The organism is Flavobacterium sp. (assembly GCF_043760115.1).
In the GTDB taxonomy this organism is placed as follows: Bacteria; Bacteroidota; Bacteroidia; order Flavobacteriales; family Flavobacteriaceae; genus Flavobacterium.
This window is the reverse complement of record NZ_JAYUPK010000161.1, coordinates 1-21226: the sequence shown is the minus strand read 5'-3', so window position 1 is coordinate 21226 and position 21226 is coordinate 1. Positions and strand designations below refer to the sequence as shown.

Genomic DNA, 21226 nt, shown 5'->3' with positions numbered 1-21226 from the left:
AATTTGATATTCAAAAAACTACATATTCCTTCTATACTGACCACCAACTTCAAACAACCCAGCAGTAATCTGACCTAACGTACAATATTTTGTAGCATCCATCAATAACTTAAACATATTTTCATTTTTAATAGCAGCATTTTGTAATAATTCTATTTGCTCTTTTACCTTTTCTGCATTCGCATTATGTAAATTTTCTAGAGTTTTTATTTGAAATTGCTTTTCTTCTTCAGTTGCTCTAATAACTTCTGCTGGTAAAACTGTTGGCGAACCTTTGCTACTCAAAAACGTATTTACACCAATTATTGGAAATTCGCCTGTATGTTTCAAGGTTTCATAATACAAACTTTCTTCTTGAATTTTGCTTCGTTGGTACATGGTTTCCATTGCACCAAGAACTCCGCCACGTTCTGTAATTCTATCAAATTCTAATAAAACGGCTTCTTCAACTAAATCGGTTAATTCTTCAATAATGAATGAACCTTGTATTGGATTTTCGTTTTTAGCCAATCCTAATTCTTTATTTATAATCAATTGAATTGCCATTGCTCTTCGTACACTTTCTTCTGTTGGTGTTGTAATTGCTTCATCATAAGCATTGGTATGCAACGAGTTACAATTATCATAAATAGCATACAACGCTTGTAAAGTAGTACGAATATCATTAAAATCTATTTCTTGTGCGTGAAGTGAACGTCCAGAGGTTTGAATATGGTATTTCAACATTTGTGCTCTTTCATTCGCTCCATATTTATTTTTCATGGCTTTAGCCCAGATTTTTCTGGCAACACGACCAATAACTGCATATTCTGGATCAATTCCGTTAGAGAAAAAGAACGATAAATTAGGTCCAAAATCGTTAATATTCATACTACGACTTAAATAATATTCTACGTAAGTAAAACCATTTGAAAGTGTAAATGCCAATTGAGTTATAGGATTTGCGCCAGCTTCGGCAATGTGATAACCAGAAATTGATACCGAATAAAAATTTCTAACATTTTGAGTTATAAAATATTCTTGCACATCGCCCATCAATCGTAAAGCGAATTCTGTAGAAAATATACAAGTATTTTGCGCTTGATCTTCTTTTAAAATATCTGCTTGAACAGTACCACGAACTTGAGTTAAAGTTTTGATTTTTATATCATTATAGACATCATTAGGCAAAACCTCATCACCTGTTACACCAAGTAACATCAAACCTAAACCATTATTTCCTTCTGGTAAATCGCCATTATATTTTGGTCTTGAAACTCCTTTTTTCTTATAAATTTCGTTTATTCTTTCTTCAATTTCAACTTCAAGATTGTTTTCTTTAATGTACTTTTCACAATTTTGATCAATTGCTGCATTCATAAAAAATCCAAGCAACATTGGCGCCGGACCATTAATTGTCATAGAAACTGATGTCATTGCGTGACTTAAATCGAAACCAGAATATAATTTTTTTGCATCATCCAAACAGCAAATTGATACACCAGCATTTCCAATTTTTCCATAAATATCTGGACGTAAATCTGGGTCATTTCCATACAAAGTTACACTGTCAAAAGCGGTAGAAAGTCGTTTTGCAGGCAAACCAGCACTTACATAATGAAAACGTTTGTTGGTCCGTTCTGGTCCACCTTCGCCAGCAAACATTCTGCTTGGATCTTCGCCTTCTCTTTTAAAAGGATACAATCCAGATGCAAAAGGAAATTCGCCAGGTACATTTTCTTGTAAATTCCATTTTAAAATATCGCCCCAAGCTTTGTATTTTGGAAGTGATACTTTTGGAATTTGAGAATGCGAAAGTGATTCGGTATGTGTAGCAATTTTAATTTCCTTATCACGAACTGTAAAACTGTAAAACGGATTTTTATATTTATTTATTTTTTCATCCCAAGTTAAAATTATTTCCCAATTGTATGGATCGAGGTTCATTTTTACTCTGTCGAATTCTGCAATAAGAAGTTTAATAAAAGGTTGTACCTCGACTGCGCTTGTTATTACAGAATTACTTTCAATGACAGAATCATTATCAATTCCAGCTTTATTGATTGAAGGAACTTTATTAGAAACTGATTCTATTGTTTTAAAAATTCCATATAATTTTTGAGCAACTTCAACTTGAGAAAGCGCTGTTGCATCATATTTTCTATTATTTTCAGCAATTTCAGATAAGTAACGCGTTCTGTGTGGTGGAATTACAAATATTTTTTCACTCATTTCACGAGTGATTTTAAATGTAGATTTTAAATCGGAATTGGTTTGTTCAACCACTTTATCCATTATCTTTTTGTAAAGTTGGTTCATTCCTGGGTCATTAAATTGCGAGGCAATTGTTCCCACAACCGGCATTGTATCCAAATTAGAATCCCAAAGATTATGATTTCTTTGATATTGTTTTTTAACATCTCGCAAAGCATCAAGAGCACCACGTTTATCAAATTTATTTACAGCTACAATATCGGCAAAATCTAACATATCAATTTTTTCCAATTGCGTTGCAGCACCAAATTCTGGCGTCATTACATATAAAGAAACGTCAGAATGATCCATAATTTCTGTATCACTTTGACCAATTCCAGAAGTTTCAAGAATTATAATATCATATTTTGCAGCTTTCAACACTTGAATTGCCTCTGCAACATATTTGGACAAAGCCAAATTAGATTGACGTGTTGCCAACGAACGCATATAAACTCTAGGATTGTTAATAGCATTCATACGAATTCTATCACCCAAAAGTGCACCGCCAGTTTTTCTTTTTGATGGATCTACAGAAATTAATCCAATGGTTTTTTCTGGAAAATCTATTAAAAATCGTCTTACTAATTCATCAACTAAAGAGGATTTTCCAGAACCACCAGTTCCTGTAATTCCAAGAACTGGAATAGTAGAATTTTCGTTTTTCTTATGAATTTTATCAAATGTTTCTTTGGCAATTTCAGGAAAATTTTCTGCCGAAGAAATTAATCTTGCAATTGCAGTAGGATTTTTATCTTCAAGATGATTGAATTCTCCATTCAAAACATTACCAACAGGAAAATCAGATTTTTGAACTAAATCGTTAATCATTCCTTGCAATCCCATAGCTCTTCCGTCATCTGGCGCATAAATTCTTGTAATTCCGTACGCTTGCAAATCGGCAATTTCATCTGGCAAAATTACACCTCCACCACCACCAAAAATTTTAATATGTCCTGCACCTTTTTCCTTCAATAAATCGTGCATGTATTTAAAATACTCATTGTGTCCACCTTGATAAGACGTCATTGCAATAGCATTGGCATCTTCTTGAATGGCAGTATTTACAACCTCTTCTACGCTTCTATCGTGTCCAAGATGAATTACTTCAACACCTGTAGATTGAATAATTCTTCGCATTATATTTATTGCTGCATCGTGTCCATCAAATAATGATGCGGCAGTTACAATTCTTACTTTATTTTTAGGAATATAAGGTATTTGAGGTTCCATTTTAGTATAATGATAATTTTATGAGCGCAATTTACGAATTTAATAATTTTTATAACTTATTTATTGTTTTAAAATTTGAGGCATTATATTTGTAAATGAGATGGAAGATGGAAGTCGGAAGATTTTAGATTTTAGATTTTAGATTTTAGATTTTAGATTGAAATAAAAAAAGATGGAAGTTTGAAGATGGAAATCGAAAATAAAAAAATTATGAAAAAAATACTTTTAGTTTTATTAGTTACTGGAACTTTTTCTAGTTGTGCCGAATTGCAGCAAGTTGCCAGTCAGTTGCCTGGAGTTTTAGAACAAGGAAATGTTGATATTTCTGGTGGTTTAAAAGAAGCTTTGAATAACGGAATAAACAAACAAGTAGTAAAACTTACTGCTGTTGATGGTTTTTACAAAAATGAATTGGTAAAAATTTTATTACCCGAAGAATTACAACGAGTAGATAAAAGTTTAAGAAAAATTGGTTTATCTAAGTTGGCTGATGACGGATTAAAAGCAATAAATAGAACTGCTGAAGATGCTGTAAAAGAAGCTACGCCAATTTTTGTAAATGCAATAAAAGAAATGACTTTTACCGATGCTAAAAATATTTTGTTAGGAAATGAAAGTGCGGCAACAACCTATTTAAAAGGTACTACTTCATCTGCATTATACGGAAAATTTAATCCAGTAATAAAAAATTCTTTTGCCAAAGTTGGAGCAGATAAAATTTGGGCAAATATCATAACAAAATATAATGCTATTCCTTTAGTTAAAAAAGTAAATCCAGATTTGACAGATTATGTGACCAATCAAGCATTAAATGGTGTTTTTAAAATGGTTGCCGTTGAAGAAAAAAATATTAGAACCGATTTAAATTCAAGAACTTCCGATTTATTGAAACGTGTTTTTGCTTTGCAAGACAAGAAATAAACTATAACTTGATACATTTATTTATAACAAATAATTCTAAAAAATTTTAATAATCAATAACATAACAATAACATTGACTTAACGAATACTAATAGCAAATTATTAGATATTTGCAATGTAATAAAAAGAGGTTTTTATTATATTAGTTGGTTTAGTTAGTTATAGAAAAAAGTCACGCTCTAAAGGCGTGATTTTTATTTTAATTGGCATTGATAAAATTTAGAACTATTTGATTAAAATGTATTGGCTGTTCTACATTTACAACGTGTCCTGAGTTTGGAATTACTGCTAGTTGAGATGATTTAGAATGATTTTCAACCACTTTTCTAACCGAAGGTAAAAACATATAATCTTCTTCACCCATAACATAAAGTGTTGGTATATTTAATTCTATTTGTCTAAACCATTTTAAAAGAGGATTAATTTCGGCTGTCAACTTAAACCACTTTATAAATTCTTTTTGATATAATTTTTTGGCTTCGTTAATAAACAATAATCTAGATTGTTTGTGGTTTTTCTTTGGCATAATTATAAATGCAAACAGTTTGTACAAGATTAAATAAGGCAAAACATATTTAAAAATATTTCCTACTTTCATTAGTACTTGTGATTGAAAATTCATCTTTAAAATAGCACCACCAAGAATCATACTTTGTACTCTTTGAGGATGTGTTTCTGCCAATTGTCTAATTAAAATTGTACCTAATGAAATTCCGATAAAGTGTGATTTCTCAATTTTTAAAAAATCTAAAACTTCTAAAATATCATTGCTAATAGATTCGAAAGTATATTTTTGCTTAAAAGCTGTTTGAATTGCATTTTTAGAATTTCCATGACCACGTAAATCTAAAAGTAAAATGTTGTATTGTTTTTTAAAATCGCGAATTTGCTTGAACCATATTGACGAACTTCCGCCTGCGCCATGAACAAACGTTACCCATTGTGTAGAAGTTGGATGATTGTAAATGGTATAACTAAGCACGTTTTTTTTGTAAAATTACAATTATTCTTCTATTCTATTGTGAATTTGTTTAAAGTAATCAAATGCCTTTGCAATTCGACTTCCGTACCAAGAGAAAAATTCTCCATCTACAAAAATAGTTTTGGCATGATGTGTAAACCTTCCAATTTCAAAGGCATGTTCGTCTTTAAACGGAAAAGGTTCTGATGATAAAAATATAATTTCTGGATTGCCTTGAATGCGAATTTTTTGAATTATAATTTCAGGATAACGTTCTTCTCTGTTTTCATACACGTTTTCAAAATGATTTAATTGCAACATTTCGTTAATAAAATTGTCTTTTCCTGCAACCATATATGGGTTTGCCCAAATAAAATAGGCAACTTTTTTTAATGGTTTGTCTTTAACAAAAAGTTTAAAGTCTTCATAATTAAAATTTATTTTGTCAATCCATTTTTGTGCTTCGGTTCTTTTATTAAATAAATTACCGAAGTCTTCAATCATTTGTAAATTGTCTTCTAATGTTATTATGTTAGTTACCCAAACTGGACAAATTTTGGATAATTCATCAACTATTTCTTTAGTATTTTCTTCTTTATTGGCTATGATAATATCTGGTTGAAGTAGTTTTATTTTTTCAAAATGAACTTTTTTAGTTCCTCCAATTATTTTTTTAGTAGCTTTTAAATGAAATGGATGCACGCAGAATTTTGTAATTCCTATAATACTTTCTTCCAAACCTAAATCATATAACAATTCGGTTTGCGATGGAACTAATGAAATAATTCTTGTGGGAGTTTTTTCAAATCTGTGCGATGTTGCAAGTTGATCAATACAAATTCTCATTTTTTAATTTCAATTCAACAAATGTTAATTATTTTAATATCAACAATATAATCATTAATTTTATAATATAAATTGGATGATTATGAGAAAACAAATACTATTATTCGTATTGCTATTTACCAGTCAAATATACGCACAATTTAATTTTGATTATAATTTTAATACAAATGGACGAAGAGTTTGTCTAATTTCTGCAACAGCAATTGAAAATCCTGCTGGAATAACTATAAATTTACTTGAAAACATTTACAACACCTCTGAAAATTATACTATAAAAAGAAGACCTATTAATGGTTCTAATTCAGATTGGACTACTTTAGTTTCTAATTATCCTGTATCGTCTACTTATGTTGACAACTCAGTTTTAGTAGGACAATCTTATGAATATCAAGTTTCAAGAACGTCAGAATTTTCTATCGCAACTGGATACATAACTGCCTGTTTACGATATGATCAAACTAATTATAAAGGAAGAATGATTTTAGTAATTGATAATTCATTTGAAACTAGTTTATCAACTGAAATTTTACAACTTAAAACAGATTTAACAAACGAAGGTTGGTTAGTTATAGAAATTCATGTGCCTAGAGCAACAACTTGGGAAACTGAAGCAAGTATTTTAACTGTAAAAAATGAAATTGTTACTGCCTATACTAATTCTCCAGAAACTGATAAACCAAGTCATTTATTTTTATTGGGTCATATTCCAATAGCGCGTTCTGGTTTAGGAGAAGCTACACCAGATGAACATGACGAAAATAAAGGTGCTCGTGGCGCAGACTGTTTTTATGCTGATATTGACGGAGTTTTTACAGATTTAGCCACTTTCAATCCTGGAAATATAGATGTAAAAGCAATCAATTTACCAAATGATTTAAAATGGGATCAAGATTATATTCCGTCAACGTTAGAAATGGCTTTTGGAAGAGTAGACTTTGCCGATGTTGCAGGAAGTTCTTTAAATGAAGAGAATTTAATTCGTAATTATTTAAATAAGCTTCACAATTATAGAATTGTTTCTGATGGATGTGATATGGGAAATAAAACGGCATTTAATTTTGGATATGATAATTCAAATGATGGATCATATAGAAGTTTAATTCCTATTTCTGGAGCAGAAAATGTTAATTTTTATTCAGGAAATTTACCTTTTCCTCAATGGGTTTCACAAAATGGACCTTATCAATTATTTATGCAAAACATAGAAGTTCCAGATGCATCGCAATTGCAAACCTATGGAATGAATTCAACTATTTTCTCTAGTGATCAAAGTTATTGGGGTTATTGGGACGAACCTTACATTTTTGGCGCTTACGGTAAAATAAGAGAACTTTTATCTTTAAACACAAAATGTTTAGGAATTATTTATACTACAACAGGTATAAATATTTTTCATCAACCTGGAATGGGAGAAACAATTGGATGGAGTTGCAAACGAATTATGGATCATAGTCAAACCAATAGTTTGTATTTAAAACCATCACAACAATATGACACACCAGTTTACTGGAACAGAACTCATTTTCAATATCATGGCGATCCAACATTACGTTTAAATCAGGTAAAACCGCCATCAAATGTTCAAGTATCTTTTTTAAATGGTCATACAATAACTTGGTCAGCATCAACAGATACAAATATAATTGGTTATCATGTGTATAGAAGTTATAGTGAATTTGGACCTTACCAAAGATTGACTTCCAATGTTATTACCGAATTAACTTTTACTGATACTGATTTAACTGCTGTAATTCGTAATTATATTGTAAAAGCTGTAAAACTAGAAACTACAGGAAGTGGAACTTATTTAAATCCAAGTATTGGAATTAATGCAAACTCGATATTAAATAATGAAGATTTTAGTATATTAAATTTTAAATTAATACCTAATCCATCTACTAATTTTATAGAAATTATTTCATTAGAAAAAATTGATTCTTATCTAATTATTGACAATCTTGGAAAAATTATTATGCAAAATAATTATTTGAATACAAAAATTGATATTTCCAATTTATCTAATGGATTGTATTTTATCAAATTAATTTCTAATAGTAAAATTGGAGTAGAAAAATTTATTAAAAACTAAATTTTGAAACTAAAATTGCTTCCATTTCTTGTTGAATTTTCAATGCTTCTATATTGGCTTTTTCTGCAAAATCTAATCCATTTGAAGCATAAATTATTCCGCGAGACGAATTTATGAGCAATCCTATATTTGAATTCATTCCAAATTTACATACTTCTTGCAAATTTCCTCCTTGCGCTCCAATTCCTGGAACTAATAGAAAACTATCTGGAATTAGTTGCCTAATTTCTGCAAAATATTGAGCTTTCGTTGCGCCAACAACATACATTAAATTTTCAGAGTTTTTCCAAGTTTTAGAAGTTTCAATAACAGTTTTGTACAATTCTTTACCTTCAATAATTTTAGTTTGAAAATCAAAAGCTCCTTCATTTGACGTAAGTGCCAACATTATGGTATGTTTATATTTGAATTCTAAAAAAGGTTCAACGGAATCTTTTCCCATATATGGCGCAACAGTAACGCTATCAAAATTTAAATCTTCCAGAAAAGCTTTGGCATACATTGTTGAGGTATTTCCAATATCACCACGTTTTGCATCGGCAATTGTAAAAATTTCAGGATAGTTTTCGTTTAAATAATCAATAGTTTTTTTTAATGATTGCCAACCTTGAATACCGCAAGCTTCATAAAATGCTGTATTTGGTTTATACGAAACACAAAGATGATGAGTTGCATCTATAATTGCTTTATTAAACTCAAAAATTGAATCTTCTTTTTCTAATAAATGGGATGGGATTTTAGACAAATCGACATCCAAACCAATGCATAGAAATGATTTTTTATGATGAATTTGTTCAATTAATTGTTGTGTTGTCATTGCTAATTGTGTTGTTTGGCAAATATAAGAAAGTTAGTCAAGCAATTGAAATTTACTAAATAAAGTAATTCTATAAATCTAAAAAATAATTATGTAATTTTTAAAATTTAATTGGTAAGTAACTTTGCTTAAACAATTTATAAACAAAACAATCTTATGAAACCAAATATTGGAATTACTCAAAAAAATTTAGATTCAAGTATAAAAATATTATCGGTTGTGCTTGCCGATGAAGTAATGCTTTACACAAAAACAAGAAAATTTCATTGGAACGTAAATGGAAATAGTTTTATGGAACTACACAAATTATTTGAAGATCAATATAATGTTCTTGAAAAAATTATTGACGATGTTGCCGAAAGAATTAATCAACTTGGAGGAAAAACTATTGGCACAATGAAAGAATTTTTAGATCATACTAACCTTGTTGAGTCGCCAAAGGTGTATCCAAATCAAAAAGAAATGTTAACAGAATTATTATCAGATAATGAAAAATTTACTATTTCATTAAGAGATGATATTACAAAATGTGATGAAAATGAAGATGCTGGAAGTGCCGATTTTTTAACAGGATTATTAAAAGAACATGAAAAAGCTGCTTGGGTTTTAAGAAGATATTTAAGCTAAACAACTCATAACAATTTAAAAAAAAAACAAGATGAACACAACAGAATTAGAAGGAAACTGGGAAGAATTTAAAGGTAAAATTAAACAAAAATTTGCTACAATAACTGATGACGATTTGTTATTTGCAGAAGGAAAAAAAGACGAAATGATGGGAAAACTAGAACAAAAACTAGGAAAAACTAAAGAAGAACTACACAAGATTTTATCAGATAAATAGTATATTAAATTTGTTAAACTTTTAGCCACTTAAATTTTTTTTAGGTGGTTTTTTTATGAAAAATTTTTTACTTTTACGTAACCTTAACCAAAATATTTAAATGAAACTTTTTTTAAAATTTGACACCAACGAAATCATCAAGATTTTTCTCGACCAGCAATTTGATAAACTAAAAGTTTGTTATAGAACAATTGGTTTTGGAGAAATTGAAATTACAGAAAAATTAACAGATGACCATTATTTAGAATTAAAAAAATCTTTACACAGCAACGGAATTAATATTGTAGAAAACCAAAAAAGTATTTTAGTTCAAAAAATTAAAGATACCATTATGGAAATGATTCACTCTGATGATATTGTAAATGTAAAAAGTTCTGTATATTTAGCAGAGAAATTAAGTCACAGTTATGGTTACATTTCCAATTTGTTTTCTGAAGTTACCTATACATCAATAGAAAATTTTATTATACTTCAAAAAATTGAATTGACTAAGCAATTAATAATTTCTAACGAATTGAGTTTAACAGAAATTGCTTTTAAATTAAGTTATTCTAGCGTTGCCCATTTAAGTACACAATTTAAAAACACAACCGGAATTACACCATCTGCTTTTCAACGAATTATAGTTAAAAGAAGAGAAATCGCTAATACAAAATAAACACCATGCAAGAAGATTTTTTACACATAATGCTAGCAGATGATGATCAAGATGATAGAGATTTTTTCTCGGAAGCATTTGACGATTTAAAAATAAAAACAAGATTAAATTTGTTTAATGACGGTCAACAATTAATGAATTATCTATTAAAAACCGATTGCGATTTACCTCATATTTTATTTTTAGATTTAAATATGCCAATAAAATCTGGAATAGAATGTTTACTAGAAATTAAACAAGAAAAACATCTTAAAGATATTGCCATTGCAATTTACTCAACATCAGCATCTGAAGAAGATATTGAAGAAACTTTTATAAATGGTGCAAACATTTATATTAAAAAACCAAGCGATTTTAAAGTATTAAAAAAAGTATTAAGCGATATTGTAACCATAAATTGGCATTATCAAACTTCTGGATTAAATAAAGATAACTTTTTATTAAAAATGTAGTAGTAAGTATGAAATTCAATTTTCTTAATTCCTCATTATTCTACAAAATACTTTTTGTGTTATCACTAAGTGTTTTACTTTTTATATCTTCTATAACCTATAAGCATATAAATAATTTATCCAATTCTACAAATTCTGTAGTTCATAGCTACAAAATTTCGTTAGAATTAGAGCAATTAATTTCGTATTTAAAAGATGCAGAAACTGGTATTCGCGGATATGTAATTACTAAAGATGCAGTATTTTTAGAACCTTACAATGGTTCTAGAGAAAAAGTAAACAATTCATTTATAGCATTAAAAAATTTCACTAAAGACAATGTTTCTCAACAAGCTAACTTAAATATGCTGTATGTATTAATTAATAAAAGATATAAATTTTTTAATTACACATTAGAACATAACCTTAATATTGAATTATCAGAAGATAAAACGTTTAAAAAGAATTTTATTTTAGGAAAAGTTGTAATGGATTCTATTAGAATTCAAATAGATAAAATGATTGCAGCAGAAAATAAGTCTTTAGATATTAAAAATAAAGAATATGCCTATCAAATATATATTACACCTGTTTTTACAATAACCATAATTTTACTTACACTTATATTAATACTTTTATCTTTTTTTAAAATTAATAATGATGTTAAAAGACTTAAGCTTATAAATGATGATTTAATTTTCTCTAAAGCACGTATAGATCAAGCTGAAATTATTGGACAATACAGTAGTTGGATTTGGAATTTAGATACTGATAAAATGATATTTTCTGATAATCAATATAGATTATTTGGATGTGAACCACAATCATTTGAAGCAACTAACGATGTAATTCTTAATTACATACATGCAGATGATACCGTTTTAATAGAAAAAGTTATTCAAGATATTATTGACGAAAAAGATTTTAGTTCTGTAGATTTTAGAATTACTAGACAAGATACTGGCGAAACTAGATATATAAAATCTATTGGAAAATTAATTATTGATAGTTATGGTAAAAAAAATATTATAGGATCTAACTTTGACATTACCCAAGAATATTTTGCTAATTTAAAATTAGAAGATAGAAATTTAGAACTAGAACGAAGCAATAAAGAATTAGCATCTTTTAACCATGTTGCCAGCCACGATTTACAAGAACCACTTAGAAAAATACAAACATTTATTTCTAGATTTAGTGATGATGATAAAGCCAAAATATCTGAAAATGGTAAAAATTATATTAGTAAAATTGAAGATTCTGCCAACAGAATGCGAATTTTAATTGACGATTTATTGTTGTTTTCTAGAACCAATAAATCTGAAAAAGTATTTGAAAAAGCCGATTTAAATTTTATTCTTGAAAATAGTAAGCAAGAATTTTCTCAAGTAATTACGGATAAAAATGCAATTATAACATCAGATAAATTACCTTTTACAAATGTTATTCAGTTTCAAATGCAACAATTGTTTACCAATTTAATTGGAAATTCTTTAAAGTATTTTAATAAAAATATACCTTTAAAAATTAAAATAAGTTGTGAAACGATAATTGCCGATAGTTATCCAATACTAAATTTATCAACCAAAGATAAATTTTATAAGATTTCATTCATAGACAACGGAATGGGATTTGAACAAGAACAAGCCGAAAAAATATTTGTATTATTTAATCGTCTTCATCCAGCCAATGACTTTCCTGGAACTGGAATTGGACTTACCATTTGTAAAAAAATTGCCGAAAACCATAAAGGATTTCTATTTGCCGAAGGTAAAGTAGATAAAGGCGCAACTTTTAATTTATTTCTTCCAATAAATTTATAAATCTTATATAAATTTATGTAACATTTTTTATATTAATGGTAATCTTGTAACGAAATTCTTAGATCGTGTAACGAAAAATTTCTTTTATAATCGCAATTTTGTGTTGTGAAAATGAGAATTTTGAAGATGACATTTAATAAAAATAATAAATATTTTACAGTAAGAACAATTTCTGTAATGATATTTTTTATTTTACAAACTTCTTGTACCAATAAAAGTAAAAATTATTATTTAACTAATCAGGAGCAAGAGGAACTTGAAAATCAAGATAAAAAAATTGCAAAATTTTTAGTTGAGTCAACCAAAATAAATATTCAAATTGTAAAATTGTCTAAACAGGTTAAAGACAATTCAGCATCAGATGAAACTAAAGAATTATTTAAAAATCAAGAAGCTTCTACATTTAGAATTCAAAATGACATTACTAAAATAGCCGAAAAAAAGTTAATTACGTTACCGCTATTTAGTTCTGTTATTTTAAGTAAAAATGAAAAAGTTATAAAAGATTCTCAATTTATAGATGAACTAATAAATTTAATGGTTACCGAGGTTATGTTATTTGAAAAAATTAAAATTGATCTTACAGATGAAACAATAGTAGCTTTTCAAGAGCAATACAAACCCATTTTAGATAAAAATTTAGAAGAAGTTAGTACTTTAAAAGTTCAAAATTACTTAAATAATTAAACACAAAAACCTACTATGCAAAATTTGTTATATACAGTTGCCATAATATTTATAATCCTTTGGGCATTAGGATTTTTTGTTTATAGCGCAGGATATTTAATTCACATTTTACTAGTTATAGCTGTAGTTGCAGTTTTACTAAAAATAATAAAAGCAAGAGATCTTTAATACTAAAAAAAACAATATGAAATCGAGTAACGTACTTTTAGGATTTGTAGTTGGCGCAGCCGCTGGTGCTGCTTTAGGAATATTATTTGCACCAGAAAAAGGTTCAGATACAAGAGAGAAATTAGCTTCAAAAGGTGGAGATTTTTCAGATGATTTAAAATATAAATTCAACAATTTTATTGATGATTTAGCCGAAAAATCTAAAAGCTTATTTACAAAAGGAGAACAAGTTGTAGAAAACGGAAAATCTACAATTGAACAAATTAACAGAAATATTGTTAGTGAAGTTTAATCAAAAATTATCATATAAAAAAAGCTAGAAGTTTTAAATTTCTAGCTTTTTTTATTTCAATTATATTTTAAGTTTAAAAAACTTCGCTTTCTTTTAATTTTTCCATATTGTTTACCAATTGCAATTCATCAATTAGTTTCTGAATTTTTCCGTTCATTACGCCATCCATATCAAAAATATCCATACCAATTCTGTGGTCGGTTACTCTACCTTGAGCATAATTATAGGTTCTAATTTTGGCAGATCTATCTCCACTACTCACTTGAGAAGTTCGTTTTGTAGCATCTTCTGCTTCTTTCTTTGCCAATTCTTGTTCGTATAATCTTGAACGTAAAACTGTCAATGCTTTGTCTTTATTTTTATGTTGCGATTTTTGATCTTGACATTGCGCTACCAAACCAGATGGAATGTGTGTTAATCTCACAGCCGATTTTGTAGTATTTACAGATTGTCCACCTGGACCAGAAGAACAGAAAAAATCTACACGAACATCATTCATATCTATTTGAATATCAAATTCTTCTGCTTCTGGCAAAACCATAACAGTCGCTGCAGATGTGTGTACTCGTCCTTGAGTTTCTGTTTGTGGTACACGTTGCACACGATGTACGCCTGCTTCAAATTTTAAAGTTCCATAAACATCTTCGCCAGATACTTCAAAAATTACTTCTTTAAATCCGCCAGAAGTTCCTTCATTCATATCTACAACCGAAGTTCTCCAACCTCTACCTTCGCAATATTTAGTGTACATTCTAAATAAATCTCCAGCAAATATTGATGCTTCATCGCCACCAGTGCCAGCACGAAGTTCTATCATAACATTTTTAGCATCTTCTGGATCTTTCGGAATCAACATAAATTTGATTTCATCTTCTAGTTCTGGCAATCTATCTTTGGCTTCGTCAAGTTGCATTTTAGCCATTTCTACCATTTCAGCGTCGCTTCCATCGGCAAGAATTTCGTTGGCTTCTTTTATATTAGAATCTAACGCAATATACTCTTCGCGTTTTTCCATTAAACCTTTCAGTCCTTTATATTCTTGGTTTAACTGTACATAACGTTTTTGATCGGCAATAATATCTGGCTGAATAATTAAATCAGATATTTCGTCGAAACGTTGTTTTACATATTGAAGTCTGTCTAACATTGTATTTTTTATTTCGAGTGCAAATTTAGTGAAAAGTTTACATATTGAAGAGTTTTAAACACGAATTTCACGAATTATCACAAATTACTAATTTTAGAAATTTCACTAATTTTTAAAACTAAAGTTTTTCAATTTAATTTTTATTATTTTTACGAATTAAAATCTAATTTTATGAATTCAAAAACTTTTAATTTTTTAGTTTTACTGTTAGTTTTTATTAGTTTTTCTTGCAAAAAAATAGAAACTGTAAAAGTTGAAAAATATTTGAAACTTGAAAAAGCAAAATATCTCATTGGAAATTGGGAAAACCTAACACAAGATGCCAATTTTAATGAAATCTGGAAAAAAGAAAACGATAGTACATTTACAGGAATGAGTTATATAACTGTAAAAAAGGATACTGTTTTTTATGAAAATATTGTTTTAATACAAAAAAACGACTCATTATTTTACAATGTTTCTGTAAAAGGAGAAAATAAAGACAAAGCAGTTTCGTTTTATTTAACTTCTGATACTAATAATGCAATGGTTTTTGAAAATCCTAAACACGATTTTCCAACAAAAATTGCATATAAAAAAGTTTCCAATGACAGTTTAGTTGCTACAATTTATGGCACTAAAGATGGAAAAAAGATAGATGAAGCTTATCCAATGAAACGAAAAAAATAAAAAACTTATGACTAATTTCAGAATTCTTATTGCAATTTTATCACTTATCACACTTCAATCTTGCAATAAATATGATGCCAACGGACGATTAATTAAAGAATATGAAGAGTTGAATAAAGCCAAATTCTTGCTTGGCGATTGGGAAAAAACAGACAGCGTTGGAACTTTAATAGAAAATTGGAAAGTAGAAAACGATAGTACTCTTTCTGGAAATTCATTTTTTGTAATAAATAAAGACACCATTAGAAGAGAAACTATAGAAATGGTTCAAGATAAAGAATACCTATTGTATACGTCAACAATTGTTGGCGAAAATAATGATGAACCAATTCCGTATCAAATGACAAAAAGTACAGATAGTTTATTGGTTTTTGAAAATCCAAAGTACAGTTATCCTAAAAAAATTACTTATAAACTAACTGGCGAAAAACGAGTTACTGCGACTATTTCTGGAATTTTAAAAGGTAAAAATTCTTCTGAAAGTTATCAATTGGCTAAGATTAAGTAATCGAAATTTTACATTTAATTAAAAAATAATAGTTAAAAAGTTCTAATTTATTTAGAACTTTTTTTATATTTGTATTTGGAAATTTGTTTGTGGATATTGTTGGTAAGAAAATTTTGGAGAAACTCAAAAGGAAAAACAAAGGAAATATTCAATTGATTTCTGAAATTGATAATTTGATAAAAATCTTAGAAGAAAATGAATTTAAAAATCAATTAGAAATTAATAAATATCGTCCAGATGCAGATTGTGTTCACAAAGATGGATTTTACTTTTTCAATATAAATGTTCACAGAACTTTGATATTAATAGAGTTTGAAGAAAATGGCGAAGCTACAATTGTATGGTGCGGAAGTCATGACGAATATGAAAAAACATTTAAAAACAACAAGAATACTATCAAGAAATAGCTGAAAGATAAAGAATGGATTAATTAAATTATTGAATATGAAAACACAATCTTATTTAAAAATACTTCAAAAGGGTTTTATTTCTTCAGAATTGGAATTTGAAAAAGCACTTATTATTGAAAGAAAACTTCGTTTACTAATTAAAGAAAATCCAGAATTAAACGAAAGTAGAAATCAACTTAGAACTATTATTAAAGAATGTGAAAAATTAAATTGGGATAAAAACTCAATAATTTCGGAAGAAAAAATTGAAGAAAGTGATTTTGCAGAATTCATTGCTGAAAAAGAACGCAAGTTTTTAGCAAAAAGAAAAGAAATTATAAAAAGTAAATTAACTGAACTAGGAATAAATCAACAAGATTTAGGATTAATTTTAGGACATAGCAAATCTTATATATCAGAGTTAATAAATGGAATTAATCCTTTTAATATTAAAGATTTAATTATTATTCACAATTTATTTAATATAAAATTAGAAAGTTTAATTCCAACAACAATTCCTCAAAAAGAAAGTAGCAGAATTAAATCTTCCATTTTAAAAATAAATAAAACAAAACTTAAAGTGAGTAATTTCAATTTATAAATTTATTTAAATTAAAAATTAATATAAAACTTGTCAAACCAGACAAGTTTTTTTTACCCTATTTTTCTAAATATCAAACTCCTAAAAACAAACAATTGTTAATTATTTTTATTTATTCTAAATAAGCTTTGATAATTCAAAATGACGTTTTATATTTGCAACGTTATTTTTAATTATTCCAAATAAATGAAAAAGTTAGTTGTTTTATTAGTTGTTTTAAATTTTAGTTTTAGTTTTTCTCAAGAAATTATAATAGAAAATCAAGAAGATTATTATGTAGAAAACGATACCGTAAAAAGAAAAAAAGGTGAAGTTTTAAACGAAGTAATTATTATTTCAAATCCACAAAAAGAAAGCGTTGATATTGGAAAAAGTAAAATTAAACCTTTAGATTTACCACAAGCAACAGCAATTATTCAAAAAGAAACACTAGAACAACAACAAGTTTTACGAATTTCTGATGTATTAAAAAACACAAATGGTGTTTATGTTTCTGGTGCAAATAATGCATCTGGAAACAATCAAGAAGAATTTGGTTCTCGAGGATTTACCTTTAGCGGAAGTAATACTTTTAAAAATGGCATACGTTTTAATGGTTCTTTAATTCCAGAAACTAGTTCGTTAGAATCAGTAGAAGTTTTAAAAGGAAGTGCAGCTTTATTGTTTGGAAATGTTGGTCCAGGAGGAATTTTAAATTTAGTTACCAAAAAACCAAAATTCAATTCTGGTGGAGAAATTAGTTTTAGAGCATCAGAATATGATTTTTACAAACCAACTATTGATGTTTATGGAAGAATAAATAATTCAGAATCAACTGCATTTAGAGTTGTAACAAGTTACGAAAAAGGAAATAGTTTTAGAAATTCTGTTTCAAGTGAACGTATTTATTTTAATCCATCACTATTATTTAATTTGTCTAAAAAAACGTCACTTCTTGTTGAAGCCGATTATTTAAAAGATTCTAGAACTCCAGATTTTGGACTTACAACTATAGATTATAAAATTGTAGAATTGCCAAGAAATTCTTTCTTAGGATTTGATTGGGGAAAATTTAATTCCAATCAACAGAGTTTTACCACTACACTTTCGCATCAATTGTCAGATAAATGGCAACTTAAGGGAATTTATTCCTATCAAGGTTTTGAAACTAATTTACTTTCTAGCTTACGACCAAATGCAACAAATTTAGTTCAAGCCAATGGCGATTGGACAAGAGGTGTTCAAAAAAATGATGCAAAACAAGATTATTCTATTGCAGAAATTGATCTTACAGGAAATTTTAAAACTGGAAAAGTAAATCATAATTTTCTTTTAGGAATGGATGCAGATAGAAGTTTAACTAATACTGTAGCATTTAAAAACATAACCTATTACGATAAAATAAACATTTTTAATCCTACTCAAGTAATTGCAAAAAATGCAATTTATGCGACTACAATTATTCCAGAAATGGAATTAAATACCAACGCTGATGCAGAAATTAGAAGAGCTGGAATTTATTTTCAAGACATGATGGAATTGACTTCTAAATTCAAAGTTTTGGCCGGTTTACGTTACAGTTATTTAGAAAACACAACCAATACATTGACAGTTTCGTCAAATGCAAATGTTGAAGCTACAACCAACGATAATGTAATTTCTTCTAGATTGGGATTGGTTTTTCAACCTACTAAAAACAACTCAATATTTGCTAGTTATTCTGATTCATTTGTGCTGAATACTGGAACTGACAAAGATTTTAATGCGTTGCCAACATCAACTATTAATCAATATGAAATTGGTTTTAAAAACGAATTTTTAAAGAATAAATTATCCATTAACGTAACTGGATATTTAATAGATTACAGTAATTTGGCGCAAACTGATTTCTCAAATGGCAACGTAAATACCAACATAAAAGAATTGGCTGGCGCATACAGAAGCGAAGGAATTGAAGTTGAAATTGTAGGAAAATATAGAAATTTCAATATACTTGCAGGTTACAGTTTTAACGAAACTAAATATACCAAAAGCAACATTTTTGATAAAGGAACTGCGTTACGATTTACTCCGAAACACACTGCAAATGCAAGTGTTTTTTATACTTTTGATCAAAAATTAAAAGGTTTAGAATTGGGAATTATGTCTAATTATGTTGGCAACATTTTTGGTGGAAGGTTACGTCCAAATAATGCTTCAACACCAGCAGAATTGGCACGCAAACCAATTCCGGTTGATGGATTTTTACAATTTGATGCATCTATTGGATATACTTTAAAATCGTTAACATTGCGAGCAAAAATTAGTAATATTACCAACGCATTTAGTTATTATGTTTATGATGATAATACGGTTACACCAATTGCACCAGGAATGTTGTCTACAACATTAACCTATAAGTTTTAACCAAAAATTAAATCATTAAAAGTTAGAAACTTGCACTGCGATTTGGGATATTTTTATATTGGATTGATAATTTCGTTTGCCGTTTCTGGAATTTTAATGAATCATAGAGACAGTTGGCACGCCGAAAAATATACGGTTGAAACCAAAAAAGTACAAGTAAAATTACCAACACAAGATAAAATAACTGAAGATTTTGCTAAAGATTTGGGCAAGCAATTGAATATTGACGACAAATTTAGAAGATTTAAAGTTGAAGACGGAAAACTTAGAATTTCGTTTGAAAAAAATGATGTTTGCTTAGATTTAAAAACTGGAAAAGCAGAAATTGATTCGTTTATAAAAACACCAATTATCAGTTCTATGATAAAATTGCATAAAAACACAAGCAATTGGTGGATTTACTATGGCGATATTTTTGGAATTTCATTAATAACCATTGCAATTACTGGCACATTAATGATACCAGCAGGAAATTTTAGTTTTAAAAACCGAGGTTGGAAACTAGCTTTGGCTGGAATTATTTTTCCTTTGGTTATTTTGTTGTTTGTTTAGGTTGGGTTTTTTGTATATTTGGGATTGATAAATGCGATTTAGATATTTTATTGCGTTTATTTATGAGTTGGCAGAAATGGCTTTCGAAAATCATAAATAAAGTTTCATATCAAAAAATAATTATTAGATTTGTAAAAAAAATGAAAAATTTGGAATTTGAAAATAATATAGAAATTGGTTTGGGAATTTTTACAGTTCCTGACATTGCGTCTATATTAAATTTAAAATATTCCAAGGTTAATAGTTTATTGAATGAATATTGGGACAAAAGGTTTGCTAGTATTTATGGAGAAAAATATTCTTGGAAAGTTCATAATAGTAAAGCAGTAAGTTTTCATACTTTAGTTGAATTTTATATTTTTTTTCAACTTAAAGAAGTTGGTGTTCCAACTCAAAAAATTTTAGATGCACATAGCGAATTATCTAAATTATTTGAAACGGCTTTTCCTTTTGCAAGTTCTAAAATAATTAGCAAAATGAATTGTGTTGGGAAAAGAATTGTATTCGAAATAAGTGAAAATGAAATTATAAATTTAGATTCTACAAAACAACTAAATTTAAAATTCATAAAACTATTTGCTCAAAATTTAGATTTTGACAAAAATAACATAGCAAATAAATTTTATCCATTAGGAAAATCTAATAGCGTAATTGTAGATCCTGAACATCAGTTTGGTCAACCAGTTATAAAGAATACAAATATTTATCCGCAGACTATTTACAATCTTCATAAAGCGAAGGAAAGTAAAAAATTTATTGCTGAATCTTATGAAATTTCTTTAAAACAAGTTAATGATGCTATTGATTATTGTAAAAGTGTAGCATAATGACGAACATTTATATTGATGAAAATTTTTCACATCACTTAGCGGAAGGTTTAAATGTTTTTCAAAAACATCTAAATACTAATGAAAAATTACAAATACAAGTTTTATCAATCAAGGAAATATTTGGTAAAGGTGTAAAAGATGAA

22 protein-coding genes are annotated in these 21226 nt (G+C 28.1%); 17 read left to right on the top strand and 5 right to left on the bottom strand.

What is annotated here, in order from left to right:
• Positions 1-18 precede the first annotated feature (18 nt).
• Positions 19-3465, bottom strand: coding sequence for a methylmalonyl-CoA mutase family protein (locus tag ACH2BC_RS13835; RefSeq protein WP_395054638.1), 3447 nt, complete (start codon positions 3463-3465; stop codon positions 19-21).
• Positions 3466-3675: 210 nt separating this feature from the next.
• On the opposite strand from ACH2BC_RS13835, the gene ACH2BC_RS13830 reads away from it, so the two are divergent.
• A complete protein-coding gene (locus tag ACH2BC_RS13830; protein WP_395054636.1) occupies positions 3676-4386 on the top strand; it encodes a DUF4197 domain-containing protein in 711 nt (236 codons plus the stop codon).
• Positions 4387-4585: 199 nt separating this feature from the next.
• Here ACH2BC_RS13830 and ACH2BC_RS13825 read toward each other — a convergent pair whose 3' ends face one another.
• Entirely contained in the window at positions 4586-5368 is a 783-nt protein-coding gene (locus ACH2BC_RS13825; protein ID WP_395054634.1) for an alpha/beta fold hydrolase, read from the bottom strand.
• 21 nt (positions 5369-5389) lie between these two features.
• On the bottom strand, positions 5390-6193 hold the full coding sequence (locus ACH2BC_RS13820) for an ABC transporter substrate-binding protein (protein ID WP_395054632.1): 804 nt from the start codon (positions 6191-6193) through the stop codon (positions 5390-5392).
• A gap of 82 nt (positions 6194-6275) precedes the next feature.
• On the opposite strand from ACH2BC_RS13820, the gene ACH2BC_RS13815 reads away from it, so the two are divergent.
• The gene (locus ACH2BC_RS13815; protein ID WP_395054630.1) at positions 6276-8282 is read left to right on the top strand and encodes a T9SS type A sorting domain-containing protein; all 2007 of its coding nucleotides are present in this window, start codon (positions 6276-6278) and stop codon (positions 8280-8282) included.
• On the opposite strand, the gene pyrF is transcribed toward ACH2BC_RS13815, so the two are convergent.
• A complete protein-coding gene (gene pyrF / locus ACH2BC_RS13810; protein ID WP_395054628.1) occupies positions 8272-9099 on the bottom strand; it encodes an orotidine-5'-phosphate decarboxylase in 828 nt (275 codons plus the stop codon). The genes ACH2BC_RS13815 and pyrF overlap by 11 nt on opposite strands.
• Before the next feature lie 156 nt (positions 9100-9255).
• Here pyrF and ACH2BC_RS13805 point away from each other — a divergent pair, with 156 nt between their 5' ends.
• The 8 genes from ACH2BC_RS13805 (at position 9256) to ACH2BC_RS13770 (ending at position 14002) form a co-directional block, all read left to right on the top strand.
• Positions 9256-9726, top strand: coding sequence for a Dps family protein (locus tag ACH2BC_RS13805; RefSeq protein WP_395054626.1), 471 nt, complete (start codon positions 9256-9258; stop codon positions 9724-9726).
• 31 nt (positions 9727-9757) lie between these two features.
• A complete protein-coding gene (locus ACH2BC_RS13800; protein ID WP_395054624.1) occupies positions 9758-9943 on the top strand; it encodes a CsbD family protein in 186 nt (61 codons plus the stop codon).
• A 100-nt stretch (positions 9944-10043) separates the two neighbouring features.
• Positions 10044-10601, top strand: coding sequence for a helix-turn-helix domain-containing protein (locus tag ACH2BC_RS13795; RefSeq protein ID WP_395054622.1), 558 nt, complete (start codon positions 10044-10046; stop codon positions 10599-10601).
• A gap of 5 nt (positions 10602-10606) precedes the next feature.
• Positions 10607-11053, top strand: a complete 447-nt coding sequence (locus ACH2BC_RS13790; RefSeq protein ID WP_395054620.1) for a response regulator — start codon at positions 10607-10609, stop codon at positions 11051-11053.
• Between the two features lie 56 nt (positions 11054-11109).
• Positions 11110-12855, top strand: coding sequence for a CHASE3 domain-containing protein (locus ACH2BC_RS13785; RefSeq protein ID WP_395054618.1), 1746 nt, complete (start codon positions 11110-11112; stop codon positions 12853-12855).
• Between the two features lie 126 nt (positions 12856-12981).
• Positions 12982-13542, top strand: coding sequence for a hypothetical protein (locus tag ACH2BC_RS13780; protein WP_395054616.1), 561 nt, complete (start codon positions 12982-12984; stop codon positions 13540-13542).
• 15 nt (positions 13543-13557) lie between these two features.
• Positions 13558-13710, top strand: coding sequence for a lmo0937 family membrane protein (locus ACH2BC_RS13775; protein ID WP_395054614.1), 153 nt, complete (start codon positions 13558-13560; stop codon positions 13708-13710).
• A gap of 16 nt (positions 13711-13726) precedes the next feature.
• The gene (locus ACH2BC_RS13770; protein WP_395054612.1) at positions 13727-14002 is read left to right on the top strand and encodes a YtxH domain-containing protein; all 276 of its coding nucleotides are present in this window, start codon (positions 13727-13729) and stop codon (positions 14000-14002) included.
• 73 nt (positions 14003-14075) lie between these two features.
• On the opposite strand, the gene prfA is transcribed toward ACH2BC_RS13770, so the two are convergent.
• Positions 14076-15149 (bottom strand): peptide chain release factor 1, encoded by a 1074-nt coding sequence (gene prfA, locus ACH2BC_RS13765; RefSeq protein WP_395054610.1) that lies wholly within the window; start codon positions 15147-15149, stop codon positions 14076-14078.
• Positions 15150-15320: 171 nt separating this feature from the next.
• Here prfA and ACH2BC_RS13760 point away from each other — a divergent pair, with 171 nt between their 5' ends.
• The 7 genes from ACH2BC_RS13760 to ACH2BC_RS13730 all read left to right on the top strand — a co-directional run bounded on the left by ACH2BC_RS13760 (position 15321) and on the right by ACH2BC_RS13730 (position 21080).
• Complete coding sequence (locus tag ACH2BC_RS13760; protein WP_395054609.1) at positions 15321-15818, top strand: DUF6265 family protein; 498 nt, start codon at positions 15321-15323, stop codon at positions 15816-15818.
• 7 nt (positions 15819-15825) lie between these two features.
• A complete protein-coding gene (locus tag ACH2BC_RS13755) occupies positions 15826-16326 on the top strand; it encodes a DUF6265 family protein (protein WP_395054607.1) in 501 nt (166 codons plus the stop codon).
• Between the two features lie 113 nt (positions 16327-16439).
• Positions 16440-16733, top strand: coding sequence for a type II toxin-antitoxin system HigB family toxin (locus tag ACH2BC_RS13750; RefSeq protein ID WP_395054605.1), 294 nt, complete (start codon positions 16440-16442; stop codon positions 16731-16733).
• Between the two features lie 37 nt (positions 16734-16770).
• A complete protein-coding gene (locus ACH2BC_RS13745) occupies positions 16771-17316 on the top strand; it encodes a helix-turn-helix domain-containing protein (protein WP_395054603.1) in 546 nt (181 codons plus the stop codon).
• A gap of 186 nt (positions 17317-17502) precedes the next feature.
• A complete protein-coding gene (locus tag ACH2BC_RS13740) occupies positions 17503-19701 on the top strand; it encodes a TonB-dependent siderophore receptor (protein WP_395054601.1) in 2199 nt (732 codons plus the stop codon).
• 30 nt (positions 19702-19731) lie between these two features.
• Positions 19732-20253 (top strand): PepSY-associated TM helix domain-containing protein, encoded by a 522-nt coding sequence (locus ACH2BC_RS13735; protein WP_395054599.1) that lies wholly within the window; start codon positions 19732-19734, stop codon positions 20251-20253.
• 140 nt (positions 20254-20393) lie between these two features.
• A complete protein-coding gene (locus tag ACH2BC_RS13730; protein ID WP_395054597.1) occupies positions 20394-21080 on the top strand; it encodes a DUF433 domain-containing protein in 687 nt (228 codons plus the stop codon).
• Positions 21081-21226 lie beyond the last annotated feature (146 nt).